This window comes from Bacillus sp. LJBS06 (genome assembly GCF_016924995.1).
GTDB classification, from domain to species: domain Bacteria; phylum Bacillota; class Bacilli; order Bacillales; family Bacillaceae; genus Bacillus; species Bacillus stercoris.
Genome location: NZ_CP070483.1, coordinates 219,560 through 241,013, shown reverse-complemented (window position 1 = coordinate 241,013; position 21,454 = coordinate 219,560). Strand labels below are relative to the sequence as shown.

General features: G+C 43.2%; 21 protein-coding genes. 8 read left to right on the top strand and 13 right to left on the bottom strand.

Annotation, left to right across the window (positions count from 1 at the left end; all coding sequences use genetic code 11):
* Positions 1 to 44: 44 nt before the first annotated feature.
* Positions 45 to 2,234: a glycoside hydrolase domain-containing protein gene (locus JQX68_RS01335; RefSeq protein ID WP_205440462.1), complete on the top strand. Its 2,190-nt coding sequence runs from the start codon at positions 45 to 47 to the stop codon at positions 2,232 to 2,234.
* 76 nt (positions 2,235 to 2,310) lie between these two features.
* Positions 2,311 to 2,736, top strand: coding sequence for a hypothetical protein (locus JQX68_RS01330; protein ID WP_205440461.1), 426 nt, complete (start codon positions 2,311 to 2,313; stop codon positions 2,734 to 2,736).
* A gap of 34 nt (positions 2,737 to 2,770) precedes the next feature.
* Here JQX68_RS01330 and JQX68_RS01325 read toward each other — a convergent pair whose 3' ends face one another.
* The 3 genes from JQX68_RS01325 to JQX68_RS01315 all read right to left on the bottom strand — a co-directional run bounded on the left by JQX68_RS01325 (position 2,771) and on the right by JQX68_RS01315 (position 5,273).
* Positions 2,771 to 4,021, bottom strand: coding sequence for an MFS transporter (locus tag JQX68_RS01325; protein ID WP_205440639.1), 1,251 nt, complete (start codon positions 4,019 to 4,021; stop codon positions 2,771 to 2,773).
* A complete protein-coding gene (locus JQX68_RS01320; RefSeq protein WP_205440460.1) occupies positions 4,018 to 4,935 on the bottom strand; it encodes a bifunctional helix-turn-helix transcriptional regulator/GNAT family N-acetyltransferase in 918 nt (305 codons plus the stop codon). Before JQX68_RS01320 ends, JQX68_RS01325 begins: the two co-directional genes overlap by 4 nt.
* 89 nt (positions 4,936 to 5,024) lie before the next feature.
* Positions 5,025 to 5,273 carry a YbeF family protein gene (locus JQX68_RS01315; protein WP_040084322.1) on the bottom strand — a complete coding sequence of 83 codons (249 nt, stop codon included), beginning with the start codon at positions 5,271 to 5,273 and terminating at the stop codon, positions 5,025 to 5,027.
* A gap of 292 nt (positions 5,274 to 5,565) precedes the next feature.
* Here JQX68_RS01315 and glpT point away from each other — a divergent pair, with 292 nt between their 5' ends.
* Entirely contained in the window at positions 5,566 to 6,900 is a 1,335-nt protein-coding gene (gene glpT / locus JQX68_RS01310; protein WP_069150741.1) for a glycerol-3-phosphate transporter, read from the top strand.
* A gap of 98 nt (positions 6,901 to 6,998) precedes the next feature.
* Positions 6,999 to 7,889, top strand: coding sequence for a glycerophosphodiester phosphodiesterase (locus tag JQX68_RS01305; RefSeq protein ID WP_147772841.1), 891 nt, complete (start codon positions 6,999 to 7,001; stop codon positions 7,887 to 7,889).
* Positions 7,890 to 7,917: 28 nt separating this feature from the next.
* Here the strand turns inward: JQX68_RS01305 and JQX68_RS01300 are convergent, their stop codons facing one another.
* Both JQX68_RS01300 and JQX68_RS01295 read right to left on the bottom strand, forming a co-directional pair.
* Positions 7,918 to 9,543 (bottom strand): Na/Pi cotransporter family protein, encoded by a 1,626-nt coding sequence (locus JQX68_RS01300; RefSeq protein ID WP_147772969.1) that lies wholly within the window; start codon positions 9,541 to 9,543, stop codon positions 7,918 to 7,920.
* Positions 9,544 to 9,748: 205 nt separating this feature from the next.
* Entirely contained in the window at positions 9,749 to 11,368 is a 1,620-nt protein-coding gene (locus JQX68_RS01295; protein ID WP_040084326.1) for a glutamate/serine transporter AimA, read from the bottom strand.
* A 266-nt stretch (positions 11,369 to 11,634) separates the two neighbouring features.
* On the opposite strand from JQX68_RS01295, the gene JQX68_RS01290 reads away from it, so the two are divergent.
* On the top strand, positions 11,635 to 11,895 hold the full coding sequence (locus JQX68_RS01290; protein WP_003234883.1) for a hypothetical protein: 261 nt from the start codon (positions 11,635 to 11,637) through the stop codon (positions 11,893 to 11,895).
* Between the two features lie 39 nt (positions 11,896 to 11,934).
* Here the strand turns inward: JQX68_RS01290 and cypC are convergent, their stop codons facing one another.
* Positions 11,935 to 13,188: a CYP152 family fatty-acid peroxygenase CypC gene (gene cypC, locus JQX68_RS01285; RefSeq protein WP_147772840.1), complete on the bottom strand. Its 1,254-nt coding sequence runs from the start codon at positions 13,186 to 13,188 to the stop codon at positions 11,935 to 11,937.
* Between the two features lie 172 nt (positions 13,189 to 13,360).
* Between cypC and blaOXA the strand changes: the two genes are divergently transcribed.
* Complete coding sequence (blaOXA, locus tag JQX68_RS01280; RefSeq protein WP_147772839.1) at positions 13,361 to 14,164, top strand: class D beta-lactamase; 804 nt, start codon at positions 13,361 to 13,363, stop codon at positions 14,162 to 14,164.
* A gap of 26 nt (positions 14,165 to 14,190) precedes the next feature.
* Here blaOXA and JQX68_RS01275 read toward each other — a convergent pair whose 3' ends face one another.
* The 4 genes from JQX68_RS01275 to JQX68_RS01260 all read right to left on the bottom strand — a co-directional run bounded on the left by JQX68_RS01275 (position 14,191) and on the right by JQX68_RS01260 (position 17,648).
* Positions 14,191 to 14,382, bottom strand: a complete 192-nt coding sequence (locus tag JQX68_RS01275) for a DUF5370 family protein (RefSeq protein ID WP_003234886.1) — start codon at positions 14,380 to 14,382, stop codon at positions 14,191 to 14,193.
* 18 nt (positions 14,383 to 14,400) lie between these two features.
* A complete protein-coding gene (csgA, locus tag JQX68_RS01270; RefSeq protein ID WP_069148869.1) occupies positions 14,401 to 14,649 on the bottom strand; it encodes a sigma-G-dependent sporulation-specific acid-soluble spore protein CsgA in 249 nt (82 codons plus the stop codon).
* Positions 14,650 to 14,759: 110 nt separating this feature from the next.
* On the bottom strand, positions 14,760 to 16,148 hold the full coding sequence (locus tag JQX68_RS01265) for an amino acid permease (RefSeq protein WP_014662593.1): 1,389 nt from the start codon (positions 16,146 to 16,148) through the stop codon (positions 14,760 to 14,762).
* Between the two features lie 315 nt (positions 16,149 to 16,463).
* Positions 16,464 to 17,648 (bottom strand): DUF4885 domain-containing protein, encoded by a 1,185-nt coding sequence (locus tag JQX68_RS01260; RefSeq protein ID WP_069148868.1) that lies wholly within the window; start codon positions 17,646 to 17,648, stop codon positions 16,464 to 16,466.
* 131 nt (positions 17,649 to 17,779) lie between these two features.
* Between JQX68_RS01260 and JQX68_RS01255 the strand changes: the two genes are divergently transcribed.
* Positions 17,780 to 18,637, top strand: a complete 858-nt coding sequence (locus JQX68_RS01255; RefSeq protein ID WP_103031472.1) for a hypothetical protein — start codon at positions 17,780 to 17,782, stop codon at positions 18,635 to 18,637.
* Between the two features lie 85 nt (positions 18,638 to 18,722).
* On the top strand, positions 18,723 to 19,493 hold the full coding sequence (locus JQX68_RS01250; protein WP_014662590.1) for a serine/threonine-protein kinase: 771 nt from the start codon (positions 18,723 to 18,725) through the stop codon (positions 19,491 to 19,493).
* Here the strand turns inward: JQX68_RS01250 and JQX68_RS01245 are convergent.
* From JQX68_RS01245 to ybdJ, 3 genes are read right to left on the bottom strand one after another with little or no spacing between them, the layout of a single operon-like run.
* A complete protein-coding gene (locus JQX68_RS01245) occupies positions 19,478 to 19,741 on the bottom strand; it encodes a hypothetical protein (RefSeq protein ID WP_081483590.1) in 264 nt (87 codons plus the stop codon). The two genes, JQX68_RS01250 and JQX68_RS01245, sit on opposite strands and share 16 nt — an antisense overlap.
* Positions 19,742 to 19,799: 58 nt before the next feature.
* Positions 19,800 to 20,786 carry a two-component system sensor histidine kinase YbdK gene (gene ybdK / locus JQX68_RS01240; protein ID WP_014662588.1) on the bottom strand — a complete coding sequence of 329 codons (987 nt, stop codon included), beginning with the start codon at positions 20,784 to 20,786 and terminating at the stop codon, positions 19,800 to 19,802.
* On the bottom strand, positions 20,783 to 21,454 hold the full coding sequence (gene ybdJ, locus JQX68_RS01235) for a two-component system response regulator YbdJ (protein ID WP_040084337.1): 672 nt from the start codon (positions 21,452 to 21,454) through the stop codon (positions 20,783 to 20,785). The genes ybdK and ybdJ overlap by 4 nt, the downstream gene beginning before the upstream one ends.

The following is a 21,454-nucleotide window of genomic DNA, read 5'->3' as shown; positions in this document are numbered from 1 at the left end:
TTGCCACCTATAAATGAACGCGATCTAATAAAGGAGGAAACGAAATGGTTGATGAAATGGTCTTAATCACACAGCAATGGCTGAACGCTACGTACAGCGGCAAACATGGGTATAACCCTGTAGAAGAAAGCGGGAAAACTGGGTGGGATACGATCTACGGTCTGACTCGGGCGCTTCAAATTGAATTGGGTATCTCAGAGCCAGCCGATAACTTCGGGCCGACAACACAGCGCTTATTTAAACCCCTTAAACGCCAAGCTCCAGATTCAGAACCAAGCAACATGAATTATATTTTACAGGGTGCTTTATGGTGCAAAGGCTTTAATCCCGGCGGTTTTACAGGCGTCTTTTACGAAAAAACAGAAAATGCGCTGAAAGAATTTCAAAAAGCTGCCGGACTGACAACACAGGATGGGATTGTCACCACGTTAATTATGAAAGCCTTATTGGACATGAGTGCTTTTAAGCTGGTGTCTGGGGGCGATTCAAGAATCCGCCAGATTCAACAAAACTTAAACCGGGACTACAATGACTATATCGGGTTGATGCCTTGTGACGGACTGTATGGCCGCGATACAAATAAAGCTCTTATTTATGCCCTGCAAAAAGAAGAAGGCATGAGCACAAGTGTTGCCAATGGATTTTTCGGAAATGGCACCACAAGTTTATGCCCTACTTTAACTCCCGGCGATTCAAGAACAGGATTTGTCTTAATTGTTCAGTACGCCCTTTATTGTAACGGAAAATCGTTCGATCCCGGTGAGTTTGACGGCAAATATGGTGTTGGTGTTGTTTCAGCCGTTAAAGCATTTCAAGAGTTCATGTGTCTGCCGCAAACAGGTTATGCAGATATGCCAACCATTAAAGCTTTATTATCAAGCTCAGGAGACACAACTCGCGCCGCTTCTGCTTGTGACACTGCTACAATTATGACCTCAGAAAAAGCTCAAACACTGCGGAATAACGGTTATAAAACGGTTGGCAGATATTTGACCGGAAATGTGCGGACAAGCAGCGGCCTCACATCAAAAGCCCTGACATCTAAAGAACTTGCAGTTATCCTTGATGCTGGATTGAAGGTTTTCCCAATTTATCAAGACGGCGGCTATGAATCTTCTTATTTTGTCAAAGACCAAGGCACAAGAGATGCATATAGTGCCGCTTCTGCTGCTAGAAGATTAGGTTTTCCGTCAGGCACGACCATTTATTTTGCTGTCGATTTTGATGCATACGATTATGAAGTGACCGATAAAATCATTCCTTATTTCCAAGAGATTAAGTCAGCATTTACAAAGATGCAGACATTTTCAACCGCACCTAAGTATGAAATAGGGGTTTACGGACCAAGAAACATTTGTATCCGCACATCAGAAGCAGGACTGACAAAGTATAGCTTTGTGGCCAATATGTCAACAGGGTTTAGCGGCAATCTCGGCTATCCGATGCCAAACAACTGGGCCTTTGATCAATTTTATGAAGGAACCATCGGAAGCGGCTCTGGAAGCATCGGGATTGATAAGGACGGGTTTTCAGGAAGAGACGCAGGTGCAAGCAATGTAAATCCGCCGTCTGATCCGGTATATGATGCAAGGCTACATACACTGACAGACATTTTATCTACCATTCCGGCTTTAGAAAATCTAACAAGCTTGGCAAACGCGATGTTTGAATTTGATACGACAGAAACCATTTTCACATCACCTGAGTTGGATATTATTCTATCAACATCACTTCTGGCAACCATACCAAGTGAAGGTTCTCCAAACACAATTACCATTACAAATGGTAAACCTGGTGCCTATATCACGGGTTTATTAGGCGACACTCAAACGTCTCTCACTGCGTCACAAATCGACTCTTATCAAAACCTTTTAAATAGTCTCAGCTTATCAGTACGCAACGGCTATTTGGAGGTCTATGTAAATCCAACAGCTGAATCTTTAAATATTCAAATTAAAATTTATACACCTGATATTCCAGTAGGTGACAATGTCACAACTGGACTAGCGACTACGATTACGTTTAAAATAAAACAGAAGCACTTTACTTTACCAGATACTGAGGAAGTATACTCACCAGATTGGGAATCTACTCTCACTCATATTACATTTGGAGTGGCTGCTGTATTAGGAATTGCTGCCTTGCTAACGGCTATACCTGAAACCTTAGCAGTAGGTGGAGCTGTAGCTTTTATAAGTGCGTTTTTAGCTTTATTCCCTTCTGCAAATAAATAATATAGATCGGCACTACATGGGTCTATGGATCTTTATCATTCCTCATGTAGTGCTTTACTTTTAAGGAGGATACTGGATGACTCTAAATCAACAAACATTTAAAGAGACTGTAAAAATGGCCGAAACTATTAAACAGTACAAGGAAAATGATAAAGAGATCCTGGCCTTTCTAACCAAACAGGATTCTATCATGCTGAATCAACTAAAAGTATTCTTTAGTGAGCCTCAGCTGACTCTTATACATAGTATAAAAACAGTAATCTACGGCACATTAGTTACTCTATTTTTATATTTTACAACGAATGAATTACCCCATGCAGGGAGTTTACTTGCTAGATTATTTTTTGTTGTTGTCGGGTTTATCTGGCTTGCCTCTTGTTTTAAAAACGCAAAAGCCATTCAAGTCTCCCAAAACTTCAAACAAAAATCCGAAAACGCTCGCGTTGTCGGTATGATCGACTTCGTGTTAGAACAAAAATACAAAAAAAGCATCTCTGAATAATTCCGAAATCAGAGATGCTTCCCCTCTGCCCTTATCATTTCTCTATCACAGCCGTACTGTCACGCGTGACCGCCGCGGGCTCCCTCAGCATCACATTCATCACGCTCGCCAGCACGAGCATTCCAATCGACAAATAAAAAGCCAGTGTATACTCACCTGTTATCGTATAGATGACGCCAGGCACGTACGCGCCAAGTGCCGATCCGATCTGGTGGGCGAGTGAGAGCCAGCCAATCATGAGGCCGATCGAGTAGTTTTGAAAGTACTGGGTGGCGAGCATTTGAGTCGGTGCTACCGTTGCAAAGTCCACTAACCCAAACAGAATCGCAAAGGCTAAAAGCAAGTAGGGCTCGTGGCTGTATATGAGAATCACGATCGACATCGCGCGCACCGCATATAAAAAGCAAAGGATTTTCCGGCTGCTCCACCGGTCCGCTACAATTCCCGACAGTAAGATGCCGGCAATATTAAAGCCTGCCAGCAGACTGACAGCGGCACTCGTGACCGTCGTGGAAAAGCCGTGATCGTGAGAAAAGGGAATCAAATGGGTATCCATCAGCCCCACGGTCGTAAATCCGCAGATCAAAAACGGCAAAATCAAAAACCAGAATTGCCTCATTCGAAACATCCCGGTCACTGAAAGAGCAGTTGTTTTAGGTGCTGTGTCTTTTTCTGAAGCAACCAGTCCGCCTATCGGCTCTGTCTTCTTTTCTGAAGGATTGTTCCTCAGCATCAGCAGGGCAGCCGGAAAAACAATCACGATTAACAGCAGCCCCAACACCACAACCGTCAGCTTCCAGCTAAACCAATGGATCAGCATGAGTGAGCCAGGGACGAGAAGCATTTGCCCCGCGCCAAATCCTGCTTCCATGATCCCAAAGGCTAGTCCCCGCTTTTTGCTGAACCAATTGACGACCAATACACTTGCTGCCACATTCGATGCTCCGCCAACCCCAAGCGAGACACCCAGCCCATAAAGCAAAAACAGCTGCCAAGGCGAAGTCACAAGGTATGTTAAGAAAATGCTGACGCCTGTCAGTAACGCACTCCATGCCAAAACAGCCCGAGCACCCCACTTGTCCACAAGCCGGCCGATCACAGGCTGTGATATGCCGTAAACAATAAAGCTCATCGTCGAAATCAACGAGATGGTGCTTCTATCCATTGAAAATTGCCGTTCCCACGGCTCCACAAATGCACCAAACGACAGCCGCACCCCCTGAACCGCCAATAAGATCAAAAAGGTGACGGAGACGATGATCCAAGCATAGTGCAGTCTTTTCATGCCAGCTCCAAATCCCACCGTTCTTCTGTCAGCTGCTGTCCCCATAATGGCGCTTCTTGTTTCACTTCACTTATCCTGAATCCAAATTTTTCGTAGAGCGGACGAGCCTCAGCCATGGTGCTCACCGTCCAAAGGAAAATGCGGTCAAATTTCATGTCTTGGCAGTATGCAACCAGATGCTCCAGCAATTGAGTGCCGAGCCCCCTGCCCCGAAAAGCCGCATCAACCAGAAACCATCTGAGCTGGACTGTCTTATCATCATGCTTGACCAGCCCGACAGAGCCGGCAAATTTCCCGCCGCTTTCCGCAATCCATATGTTTTCGATGTCAGCGTCAAATGTCTCCTGAAGGTAAGCTAAAAACGTGTCATCCCAGCCGTGAGCCTCCGCGTAAAATTGTCTTTGTTTCTCAATAAGGAGTTGAAGATCATCCGACAGAAAATAATCTCTAATCGATATCTCAGATGTTCTGGCAGAAAGCGACTGTGAAAGGATCACTTCAATCTCTGCCATCGCCTCGGCAAGCTTGTGCTGCTCCTTTTGGTTGATTTCCTTCAGCATCAGTTCCACTTGTTCGTTGGCTTTCTCCTCCAGCTTTTTATAAATCGTTTTTCCTGTTTCTGTGACAAAAATATAATGGTGGCGGGCATCCTCTTTGCTCCTCTGTTTATAGATCAAACCTTCTTTTTCAAACTGCTTCACAATCCTGCTGACATATCCCCGGTCAAGCCCCAGCTTATCCTGAAGGGCTTTTGCCGTACAATTAGGCGTATTATAAACTTCAAATAATATCCGTGTTTCCGTTAAGGAAAACGGGCTGTCGTAAATGTGCTCATTAAGGAAACCAAGGACGTTTGTATAAAATCGATTGAACTTTCTGAATCTTAATCCGATAGATGATTCACTTGTTTTCAAATCAATCCCCACTTTCTAATATCGTTGACTAAGCCAATTATAATCACATATAGTTGCCTCAGTCAACAATCCGTTAGAAAGTGAGGATTTTATTTTCCTGATTCTTTCTTTTTCCTTATCACAATCAATGTGATATAGGATAAAGCCAGGGAAATCAAGCTATAGACTACAGCCCATCCCAAAAATGATTCATTAAAAATGGTAAAGGTGAGCACTAGAGAAATCACCAAACTAAGCATTGGCATCAGATACGCGTTTTTACAAATACAAGTCCCGACAATCGACAACAGCATAATTCCTAACGGTAAAATACCGAATGCGATATCTAATTCATCCACCTGCAACAGCCTCCCTCCAGATTTTTATGCTGCCAGTAAAAAAACATAACTCCATTTAGTAAAAGGATTATATTTACTTTCTCAATACCCAATTTGAAATTACCCGTTTACATTCACTCTAGACTATGATAACTTAAGAAAGCGCTATCATAATAAGTTAATAGCTTGGATGGAGATGAGGAGAGCCAGGAATCCAACCCCTTTTGACAAGGGGTGTTTTCTGGCTCTTTTTGTTTTTCAGAAAGGAGGCACGCATACATCCAGCACAAACAGCAAAGGGGGATAATTTTTGATGCTTCATATATTTAAACCGGCTCCTCACATTGAGAGACTGGATGATTCAAAGAGGGATGCGGCTTATAAACGGCTCAGGCTGCAAGTATTCATTGGTATTTTCATTGGCTACGCAGGCTACTACCTGCTGCGGAAAAACTTTGCCTTTGCCATTCCTTATCTGCAGGAACAGGGCTTTTCCAAAACAGAACTAGGTTTGGTGCTGGCCGCTGTGTCCATTGCGTACGGCTTCAGCAAATTCATCATGGGAATGGTGTCTGACCGCTGTAATCCGAGATATTTTCTCGCAACAGGCCTATTTTTATCAGCAATCGTCAATATTCTATTCGTTTCAATGCCGTGGGTGACTTCGAGCGTCACCATCATGTTTATTTTTATGTTTATCAACGGATGGTTTCAAGGAATGGGCTGGCCGCCATGCGGCAGGACAATGGCCCATTGGTTTTCTATAAGTGAACGCGGCACAAAAATGTCGATCTGGAATGTCGCACATAACATAGGCGGCGGTATTCTTGCTCCGCTTGTCACTCTTGGCATCGCGATGTTCGTCACTTGGAAAAGCGTGTTTTTCTTCCCTGCCATCATCGCCATTATCATTTCATTTTTAATTGTTTTATTGGTTCGTGATACGCCTCAATCCTGCGGACTCCCGCCAATTGAAGAGTATCGGAATGACTATCCAAAACACGCTTTTAAAAATCAGGAAAAGGAATTAACAACAAAAGAAATCCTTTTTCAATATGTGCTGAATAACAAATTCCTTTGGTATATCGCGTTTGCCAATGTATTTGTCTATTTCGTGCGATACGGCGTGGTTGACTGGGCGCCTACTTACTTAACAGAAGCCAAAGGCTTTTCTCCTGAAGACTCGCGTTGGTCCTATTTTCTTTACGAATATGCCGGTATACCGGGAACCATTTTGTGCGGCTGGATCAGTGACCGATTCTTCAAAAGCCGCCGGGCACCGGCAGGCGTTTTGTTTATGGCGGGTGTTTTCATTGCCGTATTGGTGTACTGGCTGAATCCGGCCGGCAATCCGCTCGTAGACAATATCGCCTTGATCAGCATTGGCTTCTTAATCTACGGACCTGTTATGCTGATCGGCCTGCAAGCGATTGACCTAGCACCGAAAAAAGCAGCCGGAACTGCAGCCGGTTTGACCGGATTTTTCGGATACATCGGCGGATCTGCTTTCGCAAACGCCATTATGGGCTTTGTCGTTGACCGGTTTGATTGGAACGGCGGCTTTATCATGCTGATCTCTTCCTGCATTCTTGCTATCGTCTTCTTAGCTTTGACATGGAATACAGGCAAACGGGCAGAGCACGTTTAAAAAAGCCACATAAAAGATTAATCATTTTCCAACACGCCGTTTACATCCGTTTTTTAATATGAAAGACAGGTAGTCTTTATCAATAAGGAGGAGAAATCATGAGAAAAAATAGAATACTTGCCTTGGTTGTTCTGTCGCTGGGCTTACTCTCATTTATGGTAACGCCTGTGTCGGCAGCGTCAAAAGGAAACCTGCTGTCGCCTGACCGTATCCTGACTGTTGCGCATAGAGGGGCTTCTGGATATGTGCCTGAGCACACGATTCTGTCTTACGAAACCGCTCAGAAAATGAAAGCTGATTATATTGAATTGGACCTGCAAATGACAAAAGACGGGAAATTGATTGTCATGCACGACGAAAAACTGGACCGTACCACAAACGGAACGGGCTGGGTGAAAGACCATACGCTCGCAGACATTAAGAAGCTGGACGCCGGTTCTTGGTTTAATGAAGCTTATCCGGAAAAAGCGAAGCCGCAGTACGCCGGCCTTAAAGTTCCTACATTAGAAGAAGTATTAGACCGTTTCGGAAAGCACGCGAACTACTACATTGAAACAAAATCGCCTGACACCTACCCTGGTATGGAAGAAAAACTGATCGCTTCCTTACAGAAACATAAATTACTAGGCAAACATTCTAAGCCCGGCCAGGTGATCATTCAATCGTTCAGCAAAGAAAGCCTGTTAAAAGTCCATCAATTACAGCCAAAACTGCCGACCGTTCAATTGCTGGAAGCCAAACAAATGGCGACAATGACAGATGCTGAACTGGAAGAAATCAAAACATACGCTGTTGGTGCAGGCCCGGATTATAAAGCTTTGAATCAAGAAAACGTCCGTATGTTCCGCAGCCACGGCCTCCTGCTGCACCCTTACACAGTCAATACAGAAGCAGATATGCGCCGCCTGCTTGATTGGGGCGTGACAGGGGTGTTCACAAATTACGCTGATGTCTTCCAGAAGGTGAAAAAAGACTACAAAAAAGCATAGAATCCTAGGATTCTATGCTTTTTCCTTATCAATTTTCACCAATAACAGCTTCAGCAATATTGACCGCATGATCGCCGATACGCTCCAGGTTGCTGATCATATCAACAAAGACGATGCCCGCTTGTCCAGTACACAGCCCTTCATTCAAACGGATAATATGCTTTTTGCGAAGCTTCCGTTCCATTTTGTCAATGTCATCTTCTTTTTCAATGACTTGTTCAGCTATCTTTGCATCATTGTGGTGCAAAGCTTCAATGGACGCCTTCACAGTAGAAATCGTCAAATCCATCATTTCAGTTAAATCCGTCATGGCAGATTCAGTTATAACCACACGATGCGCCTGCTGGTATTCTATCAATTCAATCACATTTTCGAAGTGATCTCCGATTCTTTCAATGTCTCTGACCGTATCCATCAACATATGATGCTCCTCAGACTCGTGCTCTGAGAGAGAACTTGAAGAAAGTTCGATCAAATAATCGGTAATTTTCCAGTCGAGATTGTTAACCGCATCCTCTATCTGATAAGCATTGGCCGCATATTTTGGCTGTTTTGCTACCAAAAACTGCTTTGTGACTTCCAGCCCCTGCACCGCAAAATTCCCCATTTGGATCACTTCTTCTTTTGCCTGTCCGAGAGCAATAGATGGTGATTGTTCAATAAAAATCGGATCAAGATGCGACTTGTATTCGACCATTGAATCCTTGCCCGGAATCAGTTTTGTTACGATCAAAGCCAATATCCCGACAAAAGGAAGCTGTATAATCGTATTGGTCGTATTAAAGATTCCATGTGCGAATGCAATTGTCATTTTCGGATCAAGCCCCATCGAAGCCTGAAGTGACAAAATCAATGCTGTAAACGGCTTAAGAAAAATCAGGAAAATTGCTGTCCCGATTAGGTTAAACAGCACATGAGTAGCAGCAGCACGCCTCGCCGCAACAGATGCACCTAAAGATGCAAGAACCGCGGTGATCGTCGTCCCGATATTATCACCGAACAACACTGGCAGCGCACCGTTAATATCAATCAGCCCATCTGAGAATAAACCTTGCAAGATGCCGATCGTGGCGCTGGAGCTTTGCACAAGAACCGTAAACAAAGTCCCAATGACAGCACCTAGTAACGGATTAGAGCTCATACTGACAGTTAAATCATGAAATGCCTCAAGTGAACGGAGCGGTTTCATGCCGCCGCTCATTAACTCCAGCCCATAAAACAGAGCCCCAAATCCAAACACAATCTGGCCGGCATTTTGCACATGTTTATGCTTAAAGAAAAACAGTAAAAATCCGCCGACAGCAATAATCGGCAATGCATAAGCCCCTATGTCAATCCCGATAATAAACGCGGTAACCGTTGTTCCAATATTGGCTCCCATAATAACGCCAATGGCTTGACGAAGCGTCATAAAGCCCGCACTGACAAGCCCGACGGTAATTACCGTCGTTCCTGAGCTGCTTTGAATCAAAACCGTCACAATGATGCCCGCCAATACGCCCATCAGCGGATTGCTTGTAAAACGGTCTAATATATTTCTCAATCTATCCCCAGCCGATTTCTGAAGTCCCTCTCCCATGAACTTAATTCCAATTAGGAAAATACCGAGACCCCCAAAGAATTCGAACAGTAATGTTTGGATATCAATCGTCAACGCTTTCACCTCTGTCTCGACATATATCAACAAAACTCCCTATGATTATGTTTCAAGTTCATATGAATGTAAATGAATCTTCTAACAAATTTACACTAACTTAACAATGGGCCTTTAAAACCCAAATTGAATTTACAATGGTGTAACATTTCGATATGAAGCAAATCAACAAAAAAACCTTGCGCCCTCCGCGCAAGGTTTTCATTTATTCTTTTCCGGCAGCAGCTTCTGACTGTCCATTAAGCAGCTGAGAATTTATCTCTTTCGCATCCTTTAAGTATTCTGTCTGGTAGCCGCTCTTCAGCGCCCACACATAGAATACAAGTGATACCATCGCAATCAGAACCATATCCCAGCCATAATGAATGACATTCAGGCCGCCGAATTTATCACTGCCCAAATAAGAAATGACCATCATGGCCAGCAGATAAAACACCATCCAGACGCCGGCTTTAAAGTTTCGGCCAAACCCTTTCCATTTCGCCTTCGCCTGATAATAGAAGTAAATCGGCAGACCGATCAGGATAATAAACAGCACCTGTCCTGTTAACGGCCAGCGGGCCCAATACAGCACCAGCGACGCAAAGATAAATCCAAGCGGCGCAATCACGTTTAAGCCTTTTAAACGAAGAGGCCTGTACAGGTCTTTCCCCGTCCGTCTCAATGTCATCACTGTAACCGGGCCGGTGATATAAGAAATTAACGTAGCAACAGAAATAATTTCCGCTAACACGCCCCACCCTCTGAACAGGAACAAAAAGATGAACGAAACAATCAAGTTAAAGAACATTGCTTGTCTGGGCACGCCGTAAATCGGGTGAAGTTTCCCGAATATACTCGGCATATATTTGTTTTTTTCCATTCCGTAAATCATTCGGGACGTTGTCGCTGTATACGTAATCCCAGTTCCAGACGGTGATACAAATGCATCCGCATATAACACAATCACAAGCCAGTTAATATTCAGTGCAATCGCCAAATCAGCAAAAGGAGAATTAAAGTTCAGGTGGCTCCAGCCGTGAGCAATATCAGAAGGATTCACCGCTCCGATGAAGGCGATCTGCAGCAGAACATAAATGACTGTTGCTACGAAAAGAGAGCCGACAACTGCAATCGGAATTGATTTTCCCGGATTTTTTGCTTCACCCGCCATATTAATCGGGCTTTGGAAACCATTAAACGCAAAAACGATACCGGAAGTGGCCACCGCTGTCAGCACACTCGCCCAGCCATTCGGCGCAACGCTTTGACCGTCAGTAAAGTTTTCTCCGTGGAATCCGACAAACAGCAAAGCTCCAATCGTCAGACCCGGAATAATAATTTTAAAAATTGTAATGAATGAATTCGCTTTAGAAAATAGATTGACTGTCCAGTAGTTCAGCAGGAAATAAATGAGAAGCAATACAGAGGCAAATGCCAGTCCCTCCCCAGTCAGTGTTCCATTCTTCACCAAACCGCTTGTCCATTTTGCCCATTCCCAAGGCCAAGAGCTCATATATTGAACAGAGGCAACGGCTTCAACCGGAATAACGGATACAATCGCAATCCAGTTGGCCCAGCCTGCGATAAAACCGATAAACGAACCGTGTGAATATTGCGTATATTTTACCATTCCCCCGGCTTCAGGGAACATAGATCCTAATTCACTATAAGAAAGAGCAATAAATAAAATGACGACCATTCCAATAATCCATGAAATAATAGCAGCTGGTCCTGCTATTTGGGCCGCACGCCACGCCCCGAACAGCCAGCCTGAGCCAATCATCGACCCGAGCCCGACCATCATGAGGGAAAACGTTCCCATTCTTCGATGCAATTGATTCATATCGTAAACACCTTTCATGTATGATGGCATTCTCTTGCTAGTTATATTATTATTCTGATTACTTGACCTTGTCAATATTTATCGAATTTTGACTAAAATAATAATAAATCAATGTATATTACCTTCCAATACAGGAATGAAGTCACTAGTTTTTCAAAAATGGAATTTACTGAAAATGCGAATGATAAAAACTTAATAGGTTTAGCTATAACCAAAACGGGAATGATACAGGAAACACTACTCTTAAAATAGAAAGGAGTATCACCATGAAACAAAAACTGTTACTTTCAGGTCTCGCTGTTTCAACTGTCGGCATCACTTCTTATCTATTAAAAGACCCGTCAAATCGCCAAAAAGCAAGAGAATTCATTCACAGCATGAAGATGAAAATAACAAAACAGCCAGACATGGAAACGTTCCCAGTCGATAAAGCCGGCCACCCGGACCCGCAAGATATCGAGGACAACAAAATGGTATCAGAAGGCTCCATGTATCCCGTCCAATACTACGATGAAAAAAAGAAGTAATCAAAAAAGCTCTCTTCGATAAGGAAGAGAGCTTTTGATTTACCTTTTCTGCCTGATTCCGCTCATGATAAAGCCGCTTTCAGGCAATGACGGCATTCTGGCGAGACTGTAGTGCAGTGATTGTTCCGGAACGTCGTATTCAATCTGATTGACGAGAAAATCCAGGCTCGCTTTCATGACTTCAATTGTAATGCCTTCCCCTGGACAGCGATGGCCTTTCTCGGCGTGCCCCCCGCCTTGAGGAATCAAATCAAACGGATTTTCCTCCCTCTCCGCAAATCGTTCCGGCCGGAATTCATCGGGATGATCCCATAGACGAGGATCGTGATTCGTTCCATATACATCAAGTAATACCGATGTTCCCTTCTTAAACTCACAGTTATTCCATACAAAGTCCTTTTTGACAAGCGCACCTAAAAACGGGCCGAACGGATAATATCTGCGGACCTCCTGCACAAACATTTCTCTTTCCCGGCAGCTTCCCGACCGCAGCCATTCCTTATACTTCGGATGCTCATGAAGCGCCAAAGCTGAAAACACAAGAAAGTAAGAAATGGCCACAATAGGCCGCAGTACATTAATCAGCTCAATGGCTGCTATCCGGGAATCCAACTCGCTTCCATCTTCTTGTTTGTGAAACGCCATTTCATGCAGCGCTGTTCCGGCAGGTGTTTTGAGCAAGCCGGCACGCACATCTTCAATCATGACTTCAATCCACTCTTCCGCACGCGGCCTTGCTCTTCTTCCCTTCCAATGCCGCGGTCCCACAGCACCGAACGCATCGACCATGTCAATGAAGTCATCCGCTCTCTCTTTGACTTCCGTTTCCTTCAACGGAACACCTGCCCAATAGCACGCTACCCGGCACAGGATTTCTTTTGCTTCTTCAAATAACACAACCTGATCTGCCTTCTCCCATCTTGTGACTGCTGCTTTCCACTCCTCTGTCATCAACTCAGCCAAACGTTTTTGATGCGGCGATGTCATCAATGACAGAAAAAGCATCTTCCGATGGATATGCGCGCTGCCATCCATTCCCTGAATCGCATTGACACCAAACAGCGATTTCTGCACCCGCTTCGGCAAAGCGTTCTGCCGCTGGAATCGATTCGTATCATAAAACACCTTCGCCGCCTCAGCGCCAGTCATGCAAATAAAGTTTTTCCCCAACAAACGGGCCTGAAACAAATCTGAATTGTAGCGCTCTGTTCTGTTTTTAATAAATAAATACCCTTCCTTCAGCAGTGTCAGGCTGTTATCGAGACTTTTGTCATGTGGAATCTGCTCATTCATCCGCTTACCCTGCCTTCCTTTTTACCCTCTATTTTCACGTTATCTTCCGAATATAAACCCAGTAACAGTATTTGTTTGCAAATCCAAATTTAAGCGCTTTTTGATTATTTTTTAAAGGAAGAACAAACGAAAGAGAGAAAAGGTAGTTAATCAAAACAAAGGGGAGAACAAAATGAAGAAATGGATATATGTTGTGCTTGTGCTGAGTATTGCAGGGATCGGTGGCTTTTCCGTGCACGCAGCATCATCTGCTCATGAAAAACACTTGAATGTCAGCAGAATGAATGTCGATGATGAATTCAAGGATACGGATGGAACCTTCATTCTCCACGATTTGCAAAAGGATCAGACATTTGTCTACAACAGAGAACGGGCAAATCAACGACAAACTCCGCAGTCCACCTTTAAGGTCGTAAATGCCTTAATCGGTTTGCAGGTCAAAGCTGTACGCGATGAATACGATGTTAAACGATGGGACGGGGTCAAGCGTGAATTCGAATCATGGAACCGCGACCATACACTTGGCTCGGCCATGCGTGAATCCGCAATCTGGTATTATCAAGCACTAGCGCGGGATATCGGCGAGGAAAGAATGAAAACATGGCTTCATACACTATCTTACGGCAACGAGGATATCAGCGGGGGAATCGACCAGTTTTGGCTGCAAAGCTCTCTGACAATATCGCCGCTGGAACAGGAAGCCTTTTTGAAGAAGTTATTTAAAGAGGAGCTTCCATTTGACAAGCCAGTGATGAAAACCGTCAAGCGCATGATGATTCAAGAGGAAGGCGATCATTACACGCTTTACGGGAAAACCGGAACCCGCCTGACCGATATGGGATTAGGCTGGTTTGTCGGATTCATCAAAACAGAGCATGGCTCTTATGTCTTTGTCACCAATGTCGATGATTCCGGCACAAAAGCCAAAAACATCACCGTGGATATCCTGAAAAAGTATGGCTTGATCACATCATAAATGAAAGAGCCCTGCATAGCAGGGCTCTAAATCTCATGCTCAAAACAATAATGATTCACAAGCTCTTCAATCAAATCATGATCAGGATATTCTCCATTAAATTCAAATTCGATTTCTTCCACAAATTCTCCTTGATGGTACACATGGATGGCTCCGTTTTGACGGACAACGCTAAACTCCGGCTGAAAAGTATATCCGCTTCGTTCAATTGCTCCCATTCCTTTTTCCCGCCTTTCTCAAAGCAGTAATTCATACACCTCATTTAATTCCTTAGCCCGCTTTTGATCCTGTTCATTCTGCGCATACTTAATTTCCTTTTCTAATACACGGTTCAAAAAAGACATTTCATTATCATCTAAGTCTTTTACAAATTCCTCTTCATTCGCATACCGCTTCGCCAGCATTTTCTTGCAAATCCGCTGGCAGACTTCATTTTCAAGATGATTCGAAAGTGATTCACGCAAATAACCGAGTGTAACATCCATTTTATGAACACCTTTCCTTCTGCTATCTTTACACTATAGCTTGCTAAAACAGGGAAAATCCATACGCGAAAAATAAAAAAAGAGACATCCGTGAATGTCTCTTTTTATCGTTATTCAGCTGCTTGTTGGCTTTTTGTCAAATTGGCTTGTGTGCGTTTGCCTATCCCAAACACATAATAACTAATGACCACAAGCGCTAAGAAAATCACGCCTACAATCAGAGAGATACGAGTATCATCGTTAAACCACATGCCTACCAGAACCATCAGCAAGAAAGCAATCGTCAAATAGTTTGTAAAAGGAGCAAATGGCATCTTGAATGGATGTTTATCTAATGCGGCGCCCTTCGCTTTTCTGAATCCGATATGGCTGATCAAAATGATAAACCAAGGAATCATCCCAGGAAGCACGCTTGCGCTGTATACATAGACAAAGATCTTCGGCGGCGCGATATAGTTTAGTACAACACCGACAGCCAAACCGATCAGCACCGCAATTGTGCCATACAGCGGCACACCGTTGCGTGAAATCTTCGTAAAGAACTTCGGTGCTTGTCCATTTACACCCAGTGTATACAGCATGCGGCCCGCACTGAAAATGCCGCTGTTACAGCCCGACATTGCCGCTGTAATCACGACAAAGTTAATAATGCCGGCCGCTGCCGTGATTCCGATTTTCGAGAACGTTGACACGAACGGACTTCCGAGTGAATTGAGCTCATCCCAAGGATACACCGTCACAATCACAAAAATAGCGCCAATGTAGAAAATCAAAATGCGCCAGATAATACTTTGAATCGCGTTTCTTAGCGTGTTTTGCGGGTCCTTCGCTTCGCCCGCTGTAATCCCGATCAGCTCAACTCCTTGATAAGCCGCAATGACAAGCGACAGTGCAAAGAAGAAACCTGAGAAACCTCCTGCAAAGAAGCCCCCGTGAGACCACAGGTTCGACAATCCGATCGCATCTCCGCCGTTGCCAAAACCGAAGAAAATAATTCCGATCCCCGCAATAATCATCAAGATAATCGTCACGATTTTAATCATCGCAAACCAAAATTCAAATTCACCAAACGACTTAACAGAAATTAAATTCGCTGCGCCAAGAATCACCATTGCCACGATACCAGGTATCCAAGCAGGCAAATCCGGGAACCAATACTTCATATAAGTACCGACAGCGATAATTTCTGACATGCCGACGATAATCCACTGGAACCAGTTGCTCCATGCTGTTATATAACCTGCCATCGGATGAATATATTGATGGCCGAATGTCGCAAAAGAACCTGTGCTCGGCTCGACATACAGCATTTCACCCATCGCACGCATAATAAAAAAGATAAAAATTCCGCATATTGCATAAGCCAGAAGGACAGATGGGCCAGTCCATGAAATTGTGCTGGCAGACCCCATAAACAAGCCAACACCGATCGTGCCGCCCAAGGCGATCATCTGAATATGACGCGCGCCCAGGCCCCTCTTTAATTCTTTATTTGCCACTCCTCTTCCTCCTCCTCACAAAAATACTCACAAATGAGAAAACAGCAGATCTGCTTGCCCTCACATCACTCAGTAATAACAATCAGAAAATTCAAACTCAAAATTGTTATATAATCTCCTAAATTACTTATTTCATCATAATAAATTTCTCTGGAAAACACAATTGTTTTTTTCAGGTAAACACCTTTGTGCTAAGTTCTGAATCATTCACTTCATTTAAAATCTTCTATATAAAAATAATAAAATTATTTGAATATTAAAATTATAATTTTTAGATTTTCATAAAAAATAAGCTGTTCTACATGAACAGCTTACCTAATAATTTACGCCCGTTTGACGCTTTAATGCTTCAAGCCACCCGGTATCTCCGGTTCCATAGCTCTTGCTTTGTCCCACATCTCTCAGAGATCCATTGCTGTAATCAATTGATAGGATGAAATCCGGAATGGCATCATACCCAGCTTCCGCAATTTCACTAAGCTCTGAACGATAGTGAGATATAGCATAAGAGGCCGTCTCTTTTTGCACAGGATCTTTTTCAAGCTCTTCTTTATAGACGTCTAACAAGTCACGTCCATCAGGCGTTACATACCGCCCGTCAATCACTTCTAAATCCTTCAAATGGTAGCCTGTGACTTCGTACATCTCACGAGCTGCCTGATACTTTTTATAGGCCTCTTCGGAAAATTGTGTTGAATCACTGCTTTGGCTTTTCATGATGTGTAAAAATAGTTCTTTGCTGTTGTCTCCAGATTGCAGTACTTGCTCAATTTGCTTGATCAGATCCTGATCGTCTGTCCCGCTCACACGCACCTGATAGTCAATCGGCGTAATCGTAAACGTCAGCTCCGTCCCCTCTGGAATGTGAATATGGTTCCGATTCAAAAGCACTTGCAGCTGCTGGTTCACCTGGCTCCGCTGATACACCTTTTCATTCTCAGCTTCCACTTCCCCATTAAATGTAACATTGCGAAACGCAGCATCCTGGAGGTTATAGTTTTGGGCTTTGCCTTTGAATAGCCATTCTGTTTCATTATCGTAAGCAGCCTGTCTTTCTGCGGCAGACAGATCACTTCTGAAATAAGGAGACTTTGAATTTTGATACTTATCCTTAATATAGCCTAAGGGATCAGACTTTGCTTTGTTTATGGCATTCATCCTGCTGTATTTTTCATCTAGTATTTTGATTCTGATATCACTCTCAGAGTCATAGGGGTTATTGGATTCGATCACTGTTTCTTTCCCTGTATCTGTCACTGTTCGGTCATTCGCTGATTGATACACTTTGCTGAACGTCCCACTGTTTCCCGACACGCTGGTTTTAGAATAGTTGAACTGATCGATTCCCACACTTGAAGATCGCGGCTCAAGCCTGCTGTATGCCTTTTCCAGAACTGCCGCTGTACTTTCAGTCAAATTCTCTCGTTTGGCAGGCGCATTCTTGCTTAATATATTCTGTGCCATCAGCTGAGTGCGGATAAATTGCCGATTCAGACGCATTGAATTCCCTCCCGAGTATTCTCTCTTATTCTTTTTTATCGGCAATGGTTATGTATATATTAACCTCTAAAAACATTTATTTACACCCATACAGTTATTATGTATGATGGAAATAAAAGGAGGTTGTTTACATGGCGAAAAAATGGCTTATTCCATTTGCTATCATGCTGTCTGTCTTATTCACCTTTACGTATTCGGCATCAGCTGCCGGGGTCACTGCGATCACAGGAAACAATTCATTTGATACCGCAATGCCTATCGGTTATTGGAAATATAAAAATATCGATACAACGATACTGGAAGCTGGTCAAGATGAAGCCTATTTCACTTTTACGGCTAATAAGGGAGAAAAGGTATACGTGAGGAGTACATACCAGAGCGCGTATACAGGGATGAAAATTGAAATTTACGATAAGAACAGAATACCTGTTTCTCAAGGCACAGAAGTCATTAACCCCAATACGTTCTCCTCTTTTATTTATGCAAATGCAGACGCCCAAAACACGACGGATACCTTCTATGTGAAGGTGTCACGAGGCACCTATACCGGAAACATGTACTTTACGCTTTCAATTGAAGACCGAATCAAATCAGGCAGCGGAACATTCCAATTCAGCGGCATTGCTGAAAATAAAGGAAATACAAGCCTTAGCCCCTCAGGTTCTGACTCCAGCGTGATCAAGGCTGATTTAACAAACCAATCCGGGATACCGCGTGATGCCATTGTAACCAGAGTGCAAACAACCGCCACTCAAACACCAAGCCAAGGAAATACACGCCATCTGATCATGACAAGCGAAAATAACGAATGGCGCCGTGCCCTTGTAAACAGCTCGACTTCAGGGTCTTATGATATCTCTTTGTCGGATCAACTCAGTGTGGCAAAGGTATGGAGTTTTAAATATAATACATTAGCGACTGCCAGATCGACGATGAGCAATGTTAAAGCAAAAATAGATTATGAATACGACGTAACAAAGCAGTTTTAACTTATACCGAGCCGGTTATCCGGCTCTTTTTTATTCTTAGCCTAGAAGGTAAACTATAGTCAGTACAACCAAGGGAAGTGCAGACATGGCATTAAAACTTCTAAAAAAACTGCTTTTTGACCGCCCTCTAAAGAACGGCGTTATATTAAATCATCAATACAAAATCGAAGAATGCCTCGGCATGGGCGGCTACGGTTTGGTTTATTTGTGCACCGATATCCTAACTCAAACACCTTATGTCTTAAAACAGCTGCGGCCGACAAAAGCCAAAAAGGAAAAAGAAAAAGTCCGGTTCCAACAGGAAATAAAACTGCTCAAAAGCATTCACCATCCGCAAATTCCGGGCTTCATAGATGAGTTCATCATAGACGGACAGACTTATTATGTCATGCAGTTCATTGAGGGAGAGAATATAGAAGAATTATTATTTTTTCAAAAACAGCCGTTCACAGAGCTTATGGCATTACGATTGATTTCGCAGCTGCTTGAGATTATAGAATACCTGCATGATCACCTTATCTTTCACAGCGATATCAGAACGCCTAATATCATCATCAATAACGGCAGGCTCTGTCTCATTGATTTCGGCCTTGCCAAACAATTGACTTCTGAAGAAACGGAGGAAATAAAGGTGAGAAAACAGGATGACTTCTTCGATCTCGGAGAAACGCTGTTATTTCTGCTGTACTCTCAATATAAAGGAAAAAAGAAGAAAAACGGCACTTGGCTGGAGGAATTAACGCTGACAAAAGAAGTAACCCTGCTGCTGAAAAAATTATTGGGCATTGATGAAGAGTATCAGCACACCGCTTCCATTCGCGAGGATCTAAACCGGGCCATTCAATCGGTCACATAAAAAAACCCTTGTCCCAAAAGCGGAACAAGAACTTTTTTCGGATTAACTGCTGCTGTAGCTCCGGCGTTTGTAACGATGACTCCCGCCATAACGGTCGTAGTGTCTTCTTTTGCCCGAGCTGCTGCTATAGCTGCGATAATGTCTGCGCCGGCTGCTGCTGTAATGCCGGTGTCTGCGATATCGGTCACTAGAACTGCTTGAGAGGTTTTTGATCGTTTTGATGAATTTTTTAAACATATACTGATCACCTCATTTCTTTCTTCCTATTATATATAGTTTATGGGAGAAAGAAAAACATCAGCGGGGTCACTCTTTTGAAAACAAAAACCGCGTTCCATACTCATTTGTCTCCAACTCATAAGTCATCGCAAGCAGTCTGCATATATCCTCAATAATCTTCAACCCAATCCCCTCACTGTTCTCATTCCGATCAAATCCAATACCATCATCGCGGATAGAAACAGTGCCATTTTCGATCCTGACTTCCATCTTTTCAGCTTTTGAATGCTTTAACGTATTTTGAAAAATATTATCAAACAGCCTTTGCATCCATAACACGTTGCTCATCCATATCACATCTTGATCTGCCGGCTTAAAGTGCAATTCAATCCCATTCATACTATATAAATAATCCCACTTTTTCACCGCTGTTTCTAACAGCTCATTTAGACGCACTTCTTCATTTACGATATAAGAGCTTTCTAGCGTTTCGGCGGAATATAGATTGAATTCATTGGTTAATTCCGAGATATAATCGATTTGCTGATACAACGATTCGAATACGGCCTGATCATGACATTGGCCTTCCAAATAAAACAACTGCAGCCTGAGAGCTGTTAAAGGTGTGTTAATGTCATGACGCAGTTTTTGCAAAAGCTCCTTTTTGATTTCCTCCTGCTGTTTCAATTCCAGTTCACGATATGTCGTCCGTTCAATTAACAAATTGACCGACTTGATCAGCTCCCCGATTTCATCAGCGCGTTTCACTTCTATTTTATCCGGCACCTTTTGATCACTCGCCAGATGCCGAATGGTATGATGTAATAGATTGATTTTATGCAGCAGAGAATGAATCGACTTCGAAAATAAAAAAGCTAACAATAAGAGTGATAACAAAAATACAATGAGCATTGCCGGATACGCAAACGACCTATGAAAAGGCGTACCGTGATTCATTGATTTAAACATGTTTTCATAAATGACAGACATCAAAATACTAACCGCCAGCAATAGCACCGGGACACTAATGACAGCCGTACATAATAACAACATATATTTTGTCTTTAACTTCATTTCTTCACAACGGTATTCAGCCGATACCCTTCTCCATATATATTTTCAATAATCTCACCCGCTTGATCGTTGATTTTGGCTCTTATTTTTTTAATGTGCACATTGACGATATTCGGGTTTCTATCTTCGAGCTGCCACAGATATTCAAAGAAATGATCCTTTGTCAAGGTGCTGTCCCTATTTTCATATAAATAAAAGAAAATTTTCCGCTCAATCGCAGTAAACAACACCTCATCATGCAGGCTTTCATTGAACACTTTTTTGGTTTTAGCATCAATATACAAGTGCTTGATTTGCGTAAAGGTCCCATAATGATGCTCAAGCATATTCTGCATTCTTAACAGCAGCTCTCTCGGATCAAAGGGCTTCACCATATAATCCTCGCCGATTTTCAACCCTTGGAGCTTACTGTCCATGTCATTGCGGGCCGAAAGAAAAATGACCGGAATGCGCAGCCCCAGCTTTTTGATTTTTGCAGACATTTGATACCCGTCCTCACCCGGCAGCATCACATCCATAATGACCAAATCCACCTTCTGTATGACCGAAAGCACATCCGCTCCATCTGTTTTCCATATCACACGATATCCCTCACGCTGCAAAATCTTTTGCAGCAAATCACCAATCATCACATCGTCTTCAACGATTAAAATATGATAACCCTTCAT

What these genes read in the sequence shown, in the direction of transcription:
- glpT (WP_069150741.1), top strand. Translation starts at nt 5,566, where the DNA reads ATGCTTCATATATTTAAACCGGCTCCTCACATTGAGAGACTGGATGAT.
- JQX68_RS01260 (WP_069148868.1), bottom strand. Translation starts at nt 17,648, where the DNA reads ATGCGTCTGAATCGGCAATTTATCCGCACTCAGCTGATGGCACAGAAT.
- blaOXA (WP_147772839.1), top strand. Translation starts at nt 13,361, where the DNA reads ATGAAGAAATGGATATATGTTGTGCTTGTGCTGAGTATTGCAGGGATC.
- JQX68_RS01325 (WP_205440639.1), bottom strand. Translation starts at nt 4,021, where the DNA reads ATGAAAAGACTGCACTATGCTTGGATCATCGTCTCCGTCACCTTTTTG.
- JQX68_RS01335 (WP_205440462.1), top strand. Translation starts at nt 45, where the DNA reads ATGGTTGATGAAATGGTCTTAATCACACAGCAATGGCTGAACGCTACG.
- JQX68_RS01250 (WP_014662590.1), top strand. Translation starts at nt 18,723, where the DNA reads ATGGCATTAAAACTTCTAAAAAAACTGCTTTTTGACCGCCCTCTAAAG.
- JQX68_RS01290 (WP_003234883.1), top strand. Translation starts at nt 11,635, where the DNA reads ATGAAACAAAAACTGTTACTTTCAGGTCTCGCTGTTTCAACTGTCGGC.
- csgA (WP_069148869.1), bottom strand. Translation starts at nt 14,649, where the DNA reads ATGGATGTTACACTCGGTTATTTGCGTGAATCACTTTCGAATCATCTT.
- JQX68_RS01275 (WP_003234886.1), bottom strand. Translation starts at nt 14,382, where the DNA reads ATGGGAGCAATTGAACGAAGCGGATATACTTTTCAGCCGGAGTTTAGC.
- ybdJ (WP_040084337.1), bottom strand. Translation starts at nt 21,454, where the DNA reads ATGAAGGGTTATCATATTTTAATCGTTGAAGACGATGTGATGATTGGT.
- JQX68_RS01295 (WP_040084326.1), bottom strand. Translation starts at nt 11,368, where the DNA reads ATGAATCAATTGCATCGAAGAATGGGAACGTTTTCCCTCATGATGGTC.
- cypC (WP_147772840.1), bottom strand. Translation starts at nt 13,188, where the DNA reads ATGAATGAGCAGATTCCACATGACAAAAGTCTCGATAACAGCCTGACA.
- ybdK (WP_014662588.1), bottom strand. Translation starts at nt 20,786, where the DNA reads ATGAAGTTAAAGACAAAATATATGTTGTTATTATGTACGGCTGTCATT.
- JQX68_RS01330 (WP_205440461.1), top strand. Translation starts at nt 2,311, where the DNA reads ATGACTCTAAATCAACAAACATTTAAAGAGACTGTAAAAATGGCCGAA.
- JQX68_RS01255 (WP_103031472.1), top strand. Translation starts at nt 17,780, where the DNA reads ATGGCGAAAAAATGGCTTATTCCATTTGCTATCATGCTGTCTGTCTTA.
- JQX68_RS01305 (WP_147772841.1), top strand. Translation starts at nt 6,999, where the DNA reads ATGAGAAAAAATAGAATACTTGCCTTGGTTGTTCTGTCGCTGGGCTTA.